We start from the raw sequence: 14,378 nt of genomic DNA, 5'->3' as shown, positions 1-14,378 counted from the left end.
ATATCTCAATTAATCAGTTGTGTTTGTTTGGGCAGCTAACGGCCAGCCACCCAGTGCTTTCCATTTATTAATAATTCCGCAAAATAGTGCTGCGGTTTGTTGAGTATCGTAAAGTGCTGAGTGTGCTTCACGATTATCAAATTCCATCCCTGCGGCTTTGCAAGCCTTAGCTAACACCGTTTGTCCATAAGCTAACCCACTGAGTGCGGCTGTATCGAAAGTCGCGAAGGGGTGAAAAGGGACTCGTTTTAATTTACAACGTTCATTCGCTGCCATTACAAAACCGTGATCAAATGATGCGTTATGGGCAACGATGATCGCTCGGCTACAGTCTGCCGCCTTTTGTTCTTTACGCACCTGTTTATAAATTTCTTTTAGGGCATATTCTTCGGTGACAGCGCCTCGCAATGCACTGAAGGGATCATGAATCCCATTAAATTCTAAAGCGGCTTTTTCAATATTTGCCCCTTCAAATGGCTCAATATGAAAATGAAGGGTTGAAGCAGGATGCAAATCTCCTTGTTCATCCATGCATAAGGTAATGGCGCAGATCTCAAGTAAGGCATCCGTTTGTGGATTAAATCCAGCGGTTTCAACATCAATAACTACTGGGAAATAGCCTCTAAAGCGTTTATTTAACGCAAATGCTTCATTAATAACAGTCATGTGAGCCTAAATTAAGTGACAAGAACAACATTATTACAGATTATCTGCTTGAGAAAAACCAAATCCCAGCAATAAAATCATCAAAAGCTTGTTGTTGTGGCGAGTTTTTTGCATGTTTTACGGACCCTTCACGCAGATTGCGTTATTTGCCTTCGTTGCGGCAAGTTATCGCCTTAGTGCTTATTATTGTGGTAAGAGACAGATTATGAATAAATGGCTAATGACAGGTCTTTATGTAGCAGGTTGTCTTGGCACTGTGAATGCATTCGCTTCTGGTAAGCAATACGTTGCCTCGCCACAGCAGTCTACTTGGCAAATGGTGGTCAATACACCATTAGAGTGCCAGTTAGTGCATCCCATTCCTAATTATGGTGATGCTGTTTTCACTTCTCATGCCAGCAAACAGATTAATCTTGATTTTGAACTAAAAATGCGTAGACCGATGGGCGAGACGCGCAATGTAAGCTTAGTCTCTATGCCGCCGAGGTGGCGTCCGGGCGAGCGTGCTGATCGCATCTCTAATATCCAGTTTTTTAAACAATTTGATGGTTATATTGGTGGCCAAACGGCTTGGGCGCTCTTGAGTGAATTAGAACAAGGCCGTTATCCGACCTTTAGTTATCAAGATTGGCAAAGCCGTGACCAGCGCATTGAAGTGATGCTCTCATCGGTACTGTTTCAGCCTCAGTACAACGTGTTTAGTGATTGTGTTGCTAATCTCTTACCATACAGCTTTGAAGATATTGCGTTCACTATTTTGCATTATGATCGAGGAAATAGCGTCGAGCTTAATAAAGCATCGCAGAAGCGTTTAGCACAAATTGCTGATTACATTCGATATAATCAAGATATTGATTTGGTGTTGGTCGCGACTTATACCGATACCAGTGAAGGTCGCAATGAAAGTCAAAGTTTATCAGAGCGTCGAGCAGAATCGTTACAGCGTTATTTCCGTACTTTAGGACTGCCAGAGGATCGTATTCAAGTCCAAGGTTATGGGCAACGTCGTCCTATCGCTGATAATGCATCGCCGATTGGACGGGATAAAAACCGTCGAGTGGTGATTTCGTTAGGGCGAACTCAGGTTTGATGGAACACTGATAAAAACGCACTGGCTGTCGTATCTCATCCCCTCAGAGACAACAAAACCGCTCACTAGAGCGGTTTTGTATATCGGCATTAAACGTTAAGCTGATTAGCCTTCAAGCCCAGTACTGGCTTGTTTGTTTTGAATCAGTTCAACCATATAACCATCCGGATCTTTAATAAACGCGATATGTGTACTGCCACCTTTAACAGGGCCTGGTTCACGAGTCACATTACCACCCGCTGCTTTGATGGTGTCACAAGTGGTATAGATATCATCGACACCAATCGCAATGTGTCCATAAGCATTGCCCATCTCGTAGTCAGCGACTCCCCAGTTATAGGTGAGCTCGATGACGGCACCTTCAGATTCATCGCCATAACCTAAAAAGGCAAGGGTATATTTGTACTCGGTGTTTTCATTTTTACGCAGTAGTTTCATGCCCATGACTTGGGTATAAAATTCGATTGAACGGTCTAAATCTCCAACACGTAGCATGGTATGAAGAATACGACTATTTGACATAATGACTCCTAACTTTCTGGGTAGACTTTCTCTTTGTATTCACACAAGTCTTCAATAATGCAACTCCCGCAACGGGGTTTGCGTGCGATACAAGTATAACGACCATGAAGGATTAACCAATGGTGAACATCGACTTTGAATGCTTTGGGGACGACTTTAAGCAGTTTTTGCTCGACTTCATCGACATTCTTACCGATAGCAAACTTAGTTCGATTTGAGACGCGGAAAATATGCGTGTCAACGGCAATCGTTGGCCAACCGAAGGCGGTATTAAGAACCACGTTGGCCGTTTTTCGGCCCACGCCGGGCAGTGACTCTAAAGCGGCTCGATCTTCTGGAATTTCTCCGCCGTACTGATCAAGCAGTATTCGGCAGGTCTTAATCACATTTTCGGCTTTAGAATTGAATAGTCCAATGGTTTTTATGTATTGCTTCACGCCATCGACACCTAAATCCCATATGGCTTGCGGAGTATTGGCAACGGCGTAAAGTTTATCAGTGGCTTTATTGACGCTCACATCGGTAGCTTGAGCCGATAGTAAAACGGCAATCAGCAGCTCAAATGGCGTATTCCAGTTGAGTTCAGTTTGTGGATTAGGGTTGTTAGCTCTTAACCGCTCAAGGATCGCTAACCGCTTTGCGTTATTCATAATCAAATACCCAGTCAATCGAGTTATACATTGGTGACGCGTGCGCGCTCGATGGCCTGCTTTTCAGGCTTAGGTTGACGCTGAGCAATCTGCTTATCAATCACGTTTTTGGCGGCAATCAGAAAACCGACACCAATGAAAGCGCCTGGTGGTAGTAGTGCGAGTAGGAAACTATTGTCTAAATGCAGAAGATCGATACGCAGTATTGATGCCCAATCACCAAGCAGCAGATCAGCACCGTCGAATAAAGTGCCATTACCCAGAATTTCTCGTAGAGCGCCTAAGACGACCAGAACGGCAGTCATACCTAATCCCATCCAGAAGCCATCTTGAGCGGCAGGAAGCACTTGATTTTTTGAGGCGAATGCTTCGGCGCGACCAATAATGATGCAATTGGTGACAATCAAGGGAATAAATATTCCTAAAGAGAGGTAAAGTCCGTAAGCATAGGCTTTCATTAGTAACTGCACGCAAGTCACTAAAGCGGCAATGATCATCACAAAAATCGGGATCCGTACTTCTTTGGGAACATAATCGCGCACTAAGGAGACGGTCACATTCGAACCGACCAATACCAATAAGGTTGCTAGACCTAAACCAAGCGCGTTAGTGACGGTGGACGAGACGGCTAATAGCGGACACAGACCTAGCAACTGTACTAAAGCTGGGTTGTTATCCCATAAGCCGTTTTTGATCAGTGTTTTATGGTCACTCATCTATTGTCCTCCACAGTTCAAGGGTTGATTAACGATCTGTTCGCGATGTAAATTCACGTACTCGACCGTTTGTTTAACTGCTTTTACGACCGCTCTCGGTGTGATAGTCGCTCCGGTAAATTGATCAAATTGCCCACCATCTTTGCGTACTTGCCACTGTCTTTGATTGTCATCATTGACTTGACGGCCAGTAAAACTGAGTATCCAATCGCTGATCCGTAAATCAATTTTATCGCCAAGGCCGGGGGTTTCTTGATGAGATAAAACACGTGTGCCGAGTATATTTCCTTGTTGATCAATACCAACAATGATTTTGATCGCTCCGCTATAGCCATCAGGTGCAATCGCCTCAATAGCCAATGCGGTGTGCTCTCCATTCAGAGTGGCCAGATAAACAGGCATGGCTTTTGAGCTACCGAGTAAGGGATCGCTTACTAGTGTGCATGCGGCTGACAGTTGATTATCATGCCATTCAGGTGGGATCACCTGATTTAACACTGATAATAATTGTGCGGTTTCTTGAGCTTTGATTTGGCTGGCGGTCAAATATTGGGTTAACGCGACGACACCAGTGGAAGCGCAAGCAAAGATAGCCAAAATTAACCCATTTTTACGGATGGCAGTAAACATAATGCTCCTTAATGCCCGTAAGTACGAGGTTTGGTGTAATAGTCGATTAAGGGTACACACATGTTGGCGAGTAATACCGCAAAGGCGACACCGTCAGGAAAGCCTCCCCAACTACGAATCATCACCACTAAACTCCCAATAAACAGGCCATAGATAATCCGGCCTTTATTGGTAGTAGAAGCGGTAACGGGATCGGTAGCAATAAAAAATGCCCCAAGCATCGTCGCCCCAGAAAGTAAATGAATAATCGGCGAAGCGGTCGTGCCCGGAGCCAGCAGCATCAACAGTAAACTAGAGACAATCACCCCAGAGAGAAAAGCGACCGGTATATGCCAATTAATCACCCGTAGCTTAATCAGTAATAAGCCGCCTGCTAGATAAGCGAGATTCACCCAATCCCAACCAATCCCCGCTAAACCACTGAATGGGGGTAAGGAAAGCGCTTGTGATAGTGTATTGCCAGCATGCAACGCCGTTTTTAAAGCATCCAATGGGGTCGCCATGGTCATGCCATCAATCCCTGTGCGGATCTGCTGTAGCGATAACCCATCTTGATTAAAGCCAGTAAAAATCAATGATAAAGAATCAACAAACGACACGGATTCTGGGGCTAATTGATGTGGTGCCAACCAACTGGTCATTTGTACTGGAAATGAGATTAACAGGACAACATAAGCCACCATCGCTGGGTTAAATGGATTTTGACCGAGTCCGCCATACAAATGTTTACCGACCACAATGGCAAAAACTAAACCGATGATCACTATCCACCAAGGTGAGAGTGGGGGAATAGCAATAGCAAGCAACCAAGCGGTGACAAGGGCACTATAATCTCGTAAAGCTAAACGTGGTGAGCGTTTGCGCAGTAACATCACTATGGCTTCTAAACCTAAGGCAACGGTTATCGCCAGTATCAATTGGATTAATGTTCCCCAACCAAAAAAATAGCTTTGTGCAACCAATCCGGGCAGGGCACAAATCGCGACCCATTTCATCAACTCAGCGGTGCAGCGCTTGCTATGCGCGTGTGGCGAACTAGCAATAAAAAAGGCCACTATTTTTTCTCCTCAGCGTTATTGGCTTGGTGATTGGTTTGCAGGGCGGCTTTGCGTGCTTTAGCACGAGCAATGGCTGCGGCAACGGCGTCTTTTTTGTCATCATTGGGCGCAGAGGCTATCGGTTTAGGCGCTGGGCTGGTTGCTGGAGACGAGTCATCAGTAGAAGCCTCTTGCTGGGCGGCTTTACGCGCTTTAGCACGAGCAATGGCCGCGGCGACGGCGTCTTTTTTGTCATCATTGGGCGCAGAGGCTATCGATTTAGGCGCTGGGCTGGTTGCTGGAGACGAGTCATCAGTAGAAGCCTCTTGCAGGGCGGCTTTACGCGCTTTAGCGCGAGCAATGGCTGCGGCAACGGCGTCTTTTTTGTCATCATTGGGCGCAGAGGCTATCGGTTTAGGCGCCGGGCTGGTTGCTGGAGACGAGTCATCAGTAGAAGCCTCTTGCTGGGCGGCTTTACGCGCTTTAGCACGAGCAATGGCTGCGGCAACGGCGTCTTTTTTATCATTGTTAGGCGCAGCAGCTGTAGGCTCAGGCACTGTACTCGTAGCTGAAGAGATTTCTTCGACTGGCGACTCTACGGATTGTCTCGCTTCAGCTTGTTTGGCTTTCGCGCGGGCAATGGCAGCAGCAACCGCTGGTTTCACTGCTTTCTCATTACTATCCTCTTGCTGCTTTTGCGCTTTGACTCTCGCAATAGCGGCGGCGATCGCATCATCACTGCCACTATTTTGCATCTCTTTGCGGCGATCTTCGGCAGCTTGTTTAAAGCGCTGTTCTCGTTCGGCTTTATCACGCTCCATGCGGGCTTTTTTCTCTTCAAAGCGCTGCTTCGCACGCTCAGCCGCTTCGGCTTCACGTTTGCGGGTGCGAATTTCCGCTTTCGCTTGACGATAATATTGCACCAAAGGAATTTCACTTGGGCAAACATAAGCGCAAGCGCCACACTCAATGCAATCTTTTAGATTCAGCTCTTCGCATTTATCATATTCTTCAGCTTTGGCGTGCCATTGTAACTGCTGCGGGAGTAGCGACGCGGGGCAGGCGTCGGCACATAAACCACAGCGAATACAGGCCATTTCTGCTTGCGGTGCACTAATTTCTTTGCTGGTCGGCGCTAAGATGCAGTTGCTGGTTTTGGTAATTGGCACCTGAGCATGAGGTAGGGTAAAGCCCATCATCGGCCCGCCCATGATCAAACGCGGTAATTTTTTGTCGGCTTGGTAAGCAAACTTCTCTAGCAGATGCGCAACTGGCGTGCCGAGCAGCGTCCATACATTGGTTGGTTGTTTAAAGGTATTACCGGTTAAGGTAACCACACGTTGAATCAGGGGTTCGCCATCGATGACTGCACGTTTAATCGCATGTATTGAGCCGATATTTTGCATCATCAAACCAATATCCGCCGGAATGCCATTATTAGGCACCTCAAGGTTGGTCAAAATTTTGATCAACTGTTTTTCACCACCAGAAGGATATTTAGTCGGGATCACTCGGATCAGCAAATCTTTTTCTTTTGCCGCTTGCTCTAATGCTTGGATGGCTTCTGGTTTGTTATCTTCAATGCCGATAATCGTCAGCTTAGGGCGCAATATATGCTCGACAATACTGATCCCTTGGATGATCTCGTCGGCATGGAAGCGCATCAGTGCATCATCGGCTGTAATGTAAGGCTCACATTCAGCCGCGTTAATGATCAATATTTCAGTACGTGATAGCCCAGTTTGAATTTTTTTTGCGGTTGGGAATCCCGCACCGCCCATTCCTGAAATGCCGGCGTTGCGGATGATTTCAATCAGTTGTTCGGCTGAATACTGAGTAAAATCGGTGATTGATTGGCGCTCTATCCACGATTCTTGACCATCAGGGCGTAGCACAATGCACATTTCTGGCAATCCAGAAGGATGAGCGGTTGTGCGTGGTTCTATTGCGATGATTTCTCCAGACGTCGGCGCATGCACTGGCAGCATAAATGTCGTTGTATATTTGGTGAGCGCTTGACCTTTGAGCACCCGCTGCCCGACCTCAACCAGTAGATCGCCCGCTTTACCTATGTGCTGCTTTATTGGCAGAACAAGTTCATGAGCAATGGGAGCATGAGCGATAGCGGTTTGTGTTGATTGCTGTTTATTTTCAGGTGGATGAATGCCACCGGGGAAATCCCAAAGACGACCAGCTTGGATTTGTTCAATTAATGACAACATACCTATCCTTAATGCGCACTTTTTTGCGAATTAGACGCAGGTTCAACGATATTCACGACTGGGATAGCATTCATTTGCCATTTCCACGTTTCGGGAGTGGTCTCTAATGGGATCATCTCGATACAGTCAGTTGGGCAAGGGGCAACACACAAATCACAACCAGTACACTCGTCTTTTATTACGGTATGTAAGGCTTTGGTGCCTCCGACGATAGCATCGACAGGGCAAGCTTGAATGCATTTGGTACAACCAATGCACATATCTTCGTGAATAAAAGCGACAGTTTTCACTTTATTATCGAGATCATGAGCCGATTCTTGGACTTCAACACCCATTAAATCCGCTAACTTTTCAATCGTCGCTTGGCCACCCGGTGGGCATTTATTAATCGTATCACCATTGGCGATCGCTTCAGCATAAGGTCGACAGCCCGGATAGCCACACTGACCACATTGCGTTTGCGGTAAAATCGCATCGATTTGATCAACAATCGGATCGCCTTCGACTTTGAAGCGAACAGAAGCAAACCCCAAAATAGCCCCAAACACGGCAGCCAGTGCCGCCAGCGCAAGAATGGCGATCAGTAACGTACTCATTTATTTCACCAAACCGGTAAAGCCCATAAAGGCCAAAGACATTAAACCTGCGGTGATCATGGCAATGGAAGCACCTTTAAACGGAGCGGGAACATCGGCGACCTGAATGCGCTCACGCATCGCCGCAAAAAGAATTAGCACCAGAGAAAAGCCAACTGCCGCACCAAAACCATAAATAATCGATTGGATAAAATTATGATTTTCATTGATATTGAGTAGTGCTACGCCAAGCACTGCGCAGTTGGTGGTGATCAAGGGTAAGAAAATACCCAATAAACGGTATAAAGTGGGGCTGGTTTTATGAACGACCATCTCCGTAAACTGCACCACCACCGCAATCACCAGAATGAAACTCATGGTGCGCAAATACTCAATACCAAGTGGCGCGAGAATGTAACTTTCGACAAGATAGGCACATACAGAGGCGAGGGTAAGGACGAACGTCGTCGCTAACCCCATACCAATCGCGGTTTCAAGCTTTTTCGACACGCCCATAAAAGGGCATAAGCCTAAGAATTTTACCAGTACAAAGTTGTTAACCAGAACAGTGCCGATTAACAGCAAAAAATAGTCGGTCATAGTGATCGTTGTCTTAAATTCCGAGCTGGGCATTATCCTGCTTTGCGCAGTCAATAACAACCGAGTAAAACAAAGGTTTTAGTATGTTGACTAAAAAGTATACGCAATAATTGCGGTTAGAGAGTAAATCCTTTGATTGGCAACCTGATGCGAAGAGGAATTTGCACCATTAAGATAAGGTTATGCTGAACTTTATCGATTGAGTTCGGTCATATTCGCCATAGGTTTTAGTTTGTCGATTTTCGTTACTCAGGATAGTTGATTGGATTATTTACGTCGCCCTCGTTACCGATTATTAGCCTTACTGTTGATCAGTTGGGTGATGGTGCTCTGTCTGGCGAAAAATAGCGGCGTGTTAAGTTTTTGCCCTGAGGTGTCCTCAGTGTTCGCTGATCTGGTGTCGGCGGACAAGGATACCTTGAGTGAGCCCTGCCATTTAACAGAAAAACTGCTGAGTCATCATTTACAACAATTAGTGGAGCTATTTAGTCCATTATTGTGGTTAACGGTTGCGATCATTGTCAGTCAACGGCTGATGAGTCGCTTACCTTTTACCATTTTTCGCGAACCGAGAGTTCCCAAGCGGCGACCCCATCTTCAACTGTGTGTTTTCCATGAATAAAACCAGCATGTATTGGCATTAAAGCTACAAACCTGTTGGTGTTTATTAATAAGGAAAAACCATGTTCCCGGTATTTAGAATCTTCTTAACACGTTTAGTGCGTGTCTGTTTGTTATTAAGCTTATTTAGCTCGTTCTTGGCGCAGGCTGGAGTCGTTGCTACCGATTGGTTGACCGATGCTTATCATCCACCTGTTGCGGTACGTTTGGTGTTAACTGGCCAAAGCGATCCGCAAAGCGGAGAGGCTGCTGGTTATCTGGAAGTAAAATTAGATAGAGGATGGAAAACCTATTGGCGTTCTCCCGGAGAAGGCGGTGTTGCCCCAGAAATTGACTGGTCTGCATCTGAAAATGTGAGTGACTTTCAGTGGCATTGGCCGTTTCCTAGCCGCTTTTCGCTGCTTGGTATTGAAACGATCGGTTATCAAGGTGATACGCTCTTTCCGATCACGCTTAAAATACAAGACTGGCAACAGCCAGTCCGGTTTAAGGCGCGCTTACGGCTCTCATCCTGTTCGACCGTTTGTGTGATCACTGACTATCCTGTTGAGCTGAGCTTTGTTCCTGATCAGTTGATACCTAGTAGCGATGAAGTGGCGCAATATGCACAGGCGATGATCCGAGTACCGCAAAAAACGCAGCAATTATTGACATTAGGTGCTGTCTGGGATGAGGCTCAGCAGCGTTTACAAATCACCGCTTATAACCCACAAGGTTGGCAGCAGCCGGATCTCTTACTTGATGGTCAAAGTGATAAAGTCGTAGAAAGTAGCTTTACTCAACCTCGTATTCAGGTTGATGGGCAAAACTTGACGGCGACATTTGCCGTTTCTAGTTGGCTCGGTAAAGTGGATTTAAGTGGTGAATCTGTGCAAGTTACTTTTGCTGATCAGTCGCTCTTAGTTGAACAAACCGTGGCGATTGAATCTGGTTTGATTCAATCCACCACCTCAGGTTGGGGACTGGTACTGATGTTTGCTAGTGCCTTACTGGGTGGGTTGATTTTAAATGTGATGCCGTGTGTGTTACCGGTATTAGGCATGAAGTTAACGTCAGTGTTGACCTTGGATAAACCGCAGCGTCGTAGTGTCCGCTTGCAGTTTCTCACTTCGGCCGCAGGAATACTCAGTGCTTTTTGGTTGATAGCCATAGGATTATTGGCACTGAAATGGAGTGGTCAGGCAATCGGCTGGGGTATTCAATTTCAAAGTGCCAGCTTTATTGTTCTAATGCTGCTGATCACCACCTTGTTTGGCGCCAATATGCTCGGCTTATTCGAGTTACGTTTGCCAGTGAGTGCTTCGACATGGATGGCAACGCGCGGCTCCGATCAGCGTTATTTGGGTCATTATTTACAAGGTATGTTCGCAACTTTATTAGCAACGCCTTGTTCGGCGCCTTTTTTAGGCACGGCGGTCGCTTTCGCATTGGGCGCAGACACGCTCACCCTATGGTTTATTTTTACCGGCTTGGGTATAGGTATGGCGCTACCTTGGTTACTGGTGGCACTGTTTCCTCAGCTTGCTCTTCGGCTACCGAAACCGGGCGCGTGGATGAACCGTATAAAAATCCTCTTTGGGTTGATGTTATTGGCCACCTCATTGTGGTTATTAACCCTACTCGCTCCCCATTGGCCGATGTGGTCAATACTGCTTTATCTGTTATCTACTCTAGCACTGTGTGTTTGGCAAGGATGGAAACACTACGGCGCTCAGCGTATCGTTCTCTTCGTTCTAATTACCGTATTGTCTTTTGGCGCGGGTCTATGGCTGGCCAAACTCAGTACCACTCATGGACTCACTCAGCTTAGTGACGATTTACCCTGGCAGCCACTGGTAGGAGAGCAAATTGCTGAGCATGTAGAGCAAGGTAAAGTGGTGTTTGTTGATGTTACAGCTGACTGGTGCATTACTTGTAAGGTCAATAAAATGAACGTGTTATTACAAAATCCGGTGCATAAAGCTCTACAGCAAGAAGAGGTGGTTTTGATACGCGGCGATTGGACGCTGCCCAGTGAATCTGTCACTGCATTTTTACAAAGCCATGGCCGATTTGGCGTGCCGTTTAATGTAGTGTATGGCCCTCAAGCTCCACAAGGCATTGCTCTGCCCGTGTTATTAAGCGATCGTGCGGTGATGGATGCGCTGCGTGAGGCAAAAGGAGAGGCTCGATGAAGAAAAAGCGTTTATTACGCCTAGGACGTGAGTGGTTGATGATTGGCTTGCTACTGATCGTCGTTTCTGTGGCTATCGATCAATGGCGTAGCCAACAGATGCCAGAGCGTAATCAATTCAGTTTACAGGCGGTGGATCTCCAAGGTCAGTCAATCGATATTCAAGCCATGAGTGCAGAGAAACCCATGGTGATCTATTTTTGGGCCAGTTGGTGCAATATATGTCGCTTTGTCACCCCAACAGTCAATTGGCTCAGTCAATACTACCCAACGTTAGGTATTGCGCTCTCTTCTGGTAGCGATGAGCAGATACGACGTTATTTGGCTTATCATGACATTGAATTTCCTCAGCTTAACGATCCTCGCAGTCAAATAGGACAGGATTGGCATATACGTTACACGCCAACAATCATGATTGTGCATCAAGGGAAAATTGAATTTATTACCAGCGGTTTGACCACTCCATGGGGATTATTGGCTCGTTTGTGGCTAGCAAGTTATCCCCTTCCTACTTGAAGCTGCAGGGGTGTTGGCCACGTTCGTTCACCCCAATCGCATAGCCTATCTATGCTCATGGGGACTTACTCACTTGCCGCCTACCTGCAACTCCAAGTTGTTTGGGTATAGTCATTATTAAATAAAGGATAAAACATGAAAATCTACAAAATGGTGTTGACCGGCTTATTAGCCACCTTTTCACTGAGTAGTGCTGCTGCATTGACGGTAGAGCAAACCAAACAGTTGGCGGATATTGAACAAATTTTACAACGTAATCCGCAAGTGATTGACAATCTGCACAGCACGTTACGTATGTACGAGCAACAAGCCAATCGTTTTGAGCAGGTATTAAAGGATAATCAAGCCTATTTATACAACAACCCTGATCACCCGAGTTTTGGTGCTCAAGACCCTGAATTAACGCTGGTTTTTTTCACCGATTACAGCTGCCCGTGGTGTAAAAAACTCGATCCGGTATTGCATGAGTTGGTCAAACGTTACCCGACGATCAAAGTGGTGAGTGTGCTGGTGCCGCTGAAAGAACTCGATAGTCCAGTTAATTCGGCCAGCTATGCATTAAACCTATGGCAGACGGATCAACAAAAATTTACTCAAGCGGATGAATTGTTGGTCAAAAAACCGGGCGCGCATAATCCACAGTCGTTACTGCAAGTCGCTCAAAAAACCGATACCAGCCAAGCGCTGAATGCACAGGAAAAAACCCAACAACAATTGGCGAAAAACTATCAGCTATTTAGTGAATTAGGGCTAAACGGTACGCCAGCGCTGTTAATTGGTCAGCAAATCATCCCCGGTTATCTACCGCTAGATAAGTTAGCGCCATTAATTCGTGAAAAACTCGCGAAATAATCTTTTACTTAGCAAGTGATTTCTATTTGTTGAGGAAATGCAATAGGTACTGATCTATTTTTTGTTGTTATTATGCAAGAATTTGTAAGTAAAAATGACATTTCCTTAACGTTGCGCTCACGTTGACAGAACAAAAATTGACTTTAGCTCAATACCTCTCTGCTAATCTGCTGTTCACCTCGCTTTCCGCAGGAATAACATCTGCTACGACACGCAGCTAATTGAAGCTGTATACATGGAGTGATCATTGAGATGAATAGGTTAACGAGAGCTATTATTATTGCTATGTTGCTGGGTATTGCTACCGGACAAGGTATTCGATGGTATACCCCTGTTCAGCCAGAAGAGTTTGCCAATAACATAACCCTAATCACGGATGTGTTTTTACGGCTGATCAACATGATTATTGCCCCTTTAGTGTTTACCACGTTAACCGTCGGCATTGCTAAAATGGGAGATACGACAACGGTTGGGCGTATAGGAATTAAAACCTTAATGTGGTTTATGATGGCGTCAATGATGTCATTAATTCTTGGCTTGGTGATGGTGACCATTCTATCTCCAGGTGTTGGTTTACATTTAGATATTCCTTCCAGTTCCCTAGCCAGTGGTGTTGATGCACAAGCACTGAGCTTCCGTGACTTTGTCATTCATGCCGTACCAAGAAGTGTGATTGAAGCCATGGCCAGTAATCAAATTCTGCAAATTGTGGTGTTTTCTCTATTCTTTGGCTTAGCTGCCGCGGCCATTGGTGCTCCGGCCTATCCAGTGATTGATATGCTAAAAAGTGTGTCAGAGATCATGCTGAAGGTAACCGCTTATGTGATGAACTTTGCTCCATTTGCTGTCTTTGCGGCAATCAGTGCCATGGTGGCTAAAGAGGGAATGGGGATTTTGAGTACCTATGGTACGTTCATGGGGCAATTTTATCTCTCACTTAGTATATTGTGGGGCGCATTATTGTTGATGGGAGCCTTGGTGCTTGGGCGACGCGTGTTTACTCTGTTTCGCATGATACGTGAGCCAATACTATTGGCATTTTCAACGGCAAGTTCAGAATCTGCCTATCCAAAAACGCTAGAAAGTTTAAGTGCTTTTGGTACTCCTAAGCGAATTTCTAGTTTTGTATTACCGATGGGCTACTCATTTAATCTTGATGGTTCGATGATGTACTGCACCTTTGCCGTCATGTTTATCGCCCAAGCTTATGGGATTGAGTTAACCATGGCACAACAGGTGACCATGTTACTTATTTTAATGGTCACGTCTAAAGGCATGGCAGGCGTGCCCCGCGCGTCATTGGTGGTGATTGCCGCCACGCTTCATCAATTTCACATCCCTGATGCGGGCATATTGTTACTGCTCGGCATTGATCACTTCCTAGATATGGGACGTTCAGCGACCAATGTATTGGGTAATGCGATTGCTGCTGGTGTCGTGGCGAAAAGTGAAGAGGGTAATGAAACCCCGCTTGAAGAAAATGTGGCTTAACAGCTAGGTTAATCGAG

At 45.9% G+C, this 14,378-nt stretch carries 15 protein-coding genes; 6 read left to right on the top strand and 9 right to left on the bottom strand.

The annotated features are described in order from the left end of the window. Positions 1–9: 9 nt before the first annotated feature. Positions 10–666, bottom strand: coding sequence for a ribonuclease T (gene rnt / locus VIB_RS09215; protein WP_004395676.1), 657 nt, complete (start codon positions 664–666; stop codon positions 10–12). 205 nt (positions 667–871) lie between these two features. On the opposite strand from rnt, the gene motY reads away from it, so the two are divergent. Continuing rightward, on the top strand, positions 872–1,756 hold the full coding sequence (motY, locus tag VIB_RS09210) for a flagellar protein MotY (protein ID WP_040904520.1): 885 nt from the start codon (positions 872–874) through the stop codon (positions 1,754–1,756). A 105-nt stretch (positions 1,757–1,861) separates the two neighbouring features. Here motY and gloA read toward each other — a convergent pair whose 3' ends face one another. The 8 genes from gloA to rsxA are packed head-to-tail and all read right to left on the bottom strand — an operon-like array spanning position 1,862 to position 8,708. Next, entirely contained in the window at positions 1,862–2,278 is a 417-nt protein-coding gene (gene gloA, locus VIB_RS09205; protein ID WP_004395674.1) for a lactoylglutathione lyase, read from the bottom strand. Between the two features lie 8 nt (positions 2,279–2,286). After that, on the bottom strand, positions 2,287–2,928 hold the full coding sequence (gene nth / locus VIB_RS09200) for an endonuclease III (protein ID WP_004395673.1): 642 nt from the start codon (positions 2,926–2,928) through the stop codon (positions 2,287–2,289). A gap of 23 nt (positions 2,929–2,951) precedes the next feature. Continuing rightward, positions 2,952–3,644 carry an electron transport complex subunit E gene (locus VIB_RS09195; RefSeq protein ID WP_004395672.1) on the bottom strand — a complete coding sequence of 231 codons (693 nt, stop codon included), beginning with the start codon at positions 3,642–3,644 and terminating at the stop codon, positions 2,952–2,954. Continuing rightward, positions 3,645–4,274 carry an electron transport complex subunit RsxG gene (rsxG, locus tag VIB_RS09190; protein WP_004395671.1) on the bottom strand — a complete coding sequence of 210 codons (630 nt, stop codon included), beginning with the start codon at positions 4,272–4,274 and terminating at the stop codon, positions 3,645–3,647. Positions 4,275–4,282: 8 nt separating this feature from the next. Further along, complete coding sequence (gene rsxD / locus VIB_RS09185) at positions 4,283–5,329, bottom strand: electron transport complex subunit RsxD (protein WP_004395670.1); 1,047 nt, start codon at positions 5,327–5,329, stop codon at positions 4,283–4,285. After that, positions 5,329–7,533, bottom strand: a complete 2,205-nt coding sequence (rsxC, locus tag VIB_RS09180) for an electron transport complex subunit RsxC (RefSeq protein WP_004395669.1) — start codon at positions 7,531–7,533, stop codon at positions 5,329–5,331. The genes rsxD and rsxC overlap by 1 nt, the downstream gene beginning before the upstream one ends. An 8-nt stretch (positions 7,534–7,541) precedes the next feature. Further along, complete coding sequence (gene rsxB / locus VIB_RS09175; RefSeq protein ID WP_004395668.1) at positions 7,542–8,129, bottom strand: electron transport complex subunit RsxB; 588 nt, start codon at positions 8,127–8,129, stop codon at positions 7,542–7,544. Further along, the gene (gene rsxA / locus VIB_RS09170) at positions 8,130–8,708 is read right to left on the bottom strand and encodes an electron transport complex subunit RsxA (protein ID WP_004395667.1); all 579 of its coding nucleotides are present in this window, start codon (positions 8,706–8,708) and stop codon (positions 8,130–8,132) included. A 262-nt stretch (positions 8,709–8,970) separates the two neighbouring features. On the opposite strand from rsxA, the gene VIB_RS09165 reads away from it, so the two are divergent. The 5 genes from VIB_RS09165 (at position 8,971) to VIB_RS09145 (ending at position 14,361) form a co-directional block, all read left to right on the top strand. Continuing rightward, on the top strand, positions 8,971–9,330 hold the full coding sequence (locus tag VIB_RS09165; RefSeq protein ID WP_040904516.1) for a hypothetical protein: 360 nt from the start codon (positions 8,971–8,973) through the stop codon (positions 9,328–9,330). A gap of 61 nt (positions 9,331–9,391) precedes the next feature. Continuing rightward, positions 9,392–11,503: a protein-disulfide reductase DsbD family protein gene (locus tag VIB_RS09160; protein ID WP_004395666.1), complete on the top strand. Its 2,112-nt coding sequence runs from the start codon at positions 9,392–9,394 to the stop codon at positions 11,501–11,503. Further along, a complete protein-coding gene (locus VIB_RS09155; protein WP_040904513.1) occupies positions 11,500–12,018 on the top strand; it encodes a protein disulfide oxidoreductase in 519 nt (172 codons plus the stop codon). The genes VIB_RS09160 and VIB_RS09155 overlap by 4 nt, the downstream gene beginning before the upstream one ends. Before the next feature lie 135 nt (positions 12,019–12,153). After that, positions 12,154–12,870 carry a DsbA family protein gene (locus VIB_RS09150; protein WP_004395665.1) on the top strand — a complete coding sequence of 239 codons (717 nt, stop codon included), beginning with the start codon at positions 12,154–12,156 and terminating at the stop codon, positions 12,868–12,870. 252 nt (positions 12,871–13,122) lie between these two features. Further along, on the top strand, positions 13,123–14,361 hold the full coding sequence (locus VIB_RS09145) for a dicarboxylate/amino acid:cation symporter (protein WP_004395664.1): 1,239 nt from the start codon (positions 13,123–13,125) through the stop codon (positions 14,359–14,361). Positions 14,362–14,378: the final 17 nt, after the last annotated feature.

Source organism: Vibrio metschnikovii CIP 69.14 (assembly GCF_000176155.1).
In the GTDB taxonomy this organism is placed as follows: Bacteria; Pseudomonadota; Gammaproteobacteria; order Enterobacterales; family Vibrionaceae; genus Vibrio; species Vibrio metschnikovii.
This window is presented reverse-complemented; position numbering and strand designations above follow the sequence as displayed.

Bases quoted from the DNA above. Each gene is read 5' to 3' on its own strand.
- gloA (WP_004395674.1), bottom strand. From the start codon at position 2,278: ATGTCAAATAGTCGTATTCTTCATACCATGCTACGTGTTGGAGATTTA.
- VIB_RS09195 (WP_004395672.1), bottom strand. From the start codon at position 3,644: ATGAGTGACCATAAAACACTGATCAAAAACGGCTTATGGGATAACAAC.
- nth (WP_004395673.1), bottom strand. From the start codon at position 2,928: ATGAATAACGCAAAGCGGTTAGCGATCCTTGAGCGGTTAAGAGCTAAC.
- rnt (WP_004395676.1), bottom strand. From the start codon at position 666: ATGACTGTTATTAATGAAGCATTTGCGTTAAATAAACGCTTTAGAGGC.
- VIB_RS09155 (WP_040904513.1), top strand. From the start codon at position 11,500: ATGAAGAAAAAGCGTTTATTACGCCTAGGACGTGAGTGGTTGATGATT.
- VIB_RS09150 (WP_004395665.1), top strand. From the start codon at position 12,154: ATGAAAATCTACAAAATGGTGTTGACCGGCTTATTAGCCACCTTTTCA.
- rsxA (WP_004395667.1), bottom strand. From the start codon at position 8,708: ATGACCGACTATTTTTTGCTGTTAATCGGCACTGTTCTGGTTAACAAC.
- rsxG (WP_004395671.1), bottom strand. From the start codon at position 4,274: ATGTTTACTGCCATCCGTAAAAATGGGTTAATTTTGGCTATCTTTGCT.
- VIB_RS09160 (WP_004395666.1), top strand. From the start codon at position 9,392: ATGTTCCCGGTATTTAGAATCTTCTTAACACGTTTAGTGCGTGTCTGT.
- motY (WP_040904520.1), top strand. From the start codon at position 872: ATGAATAAATGGCTAATGACAGGTCTTTATGTAGCAGGTTGTCTTGGC.
- rsxC (WP_004395669.1), bottom strand. From the start codon at position 7,533: ATGTTGTCATTAATTGAACAAATCCAAGCTGGTCGTCTTTGGGATTTC.
- VIB_RS09145 (WP_004395664.1), top strand. From the start codon at position 13,123: ATGAATAGGTTAACGAGAGCTATTATTATTGCTATGTTGCTGGGTATT.
- rsxB (WP_004395668.1), bottom strand. From the start codon at position 8,129: ATGAGTACGTTACTGATCGCCATTCTTGCGCTGGCGGCACTGGCTGCC.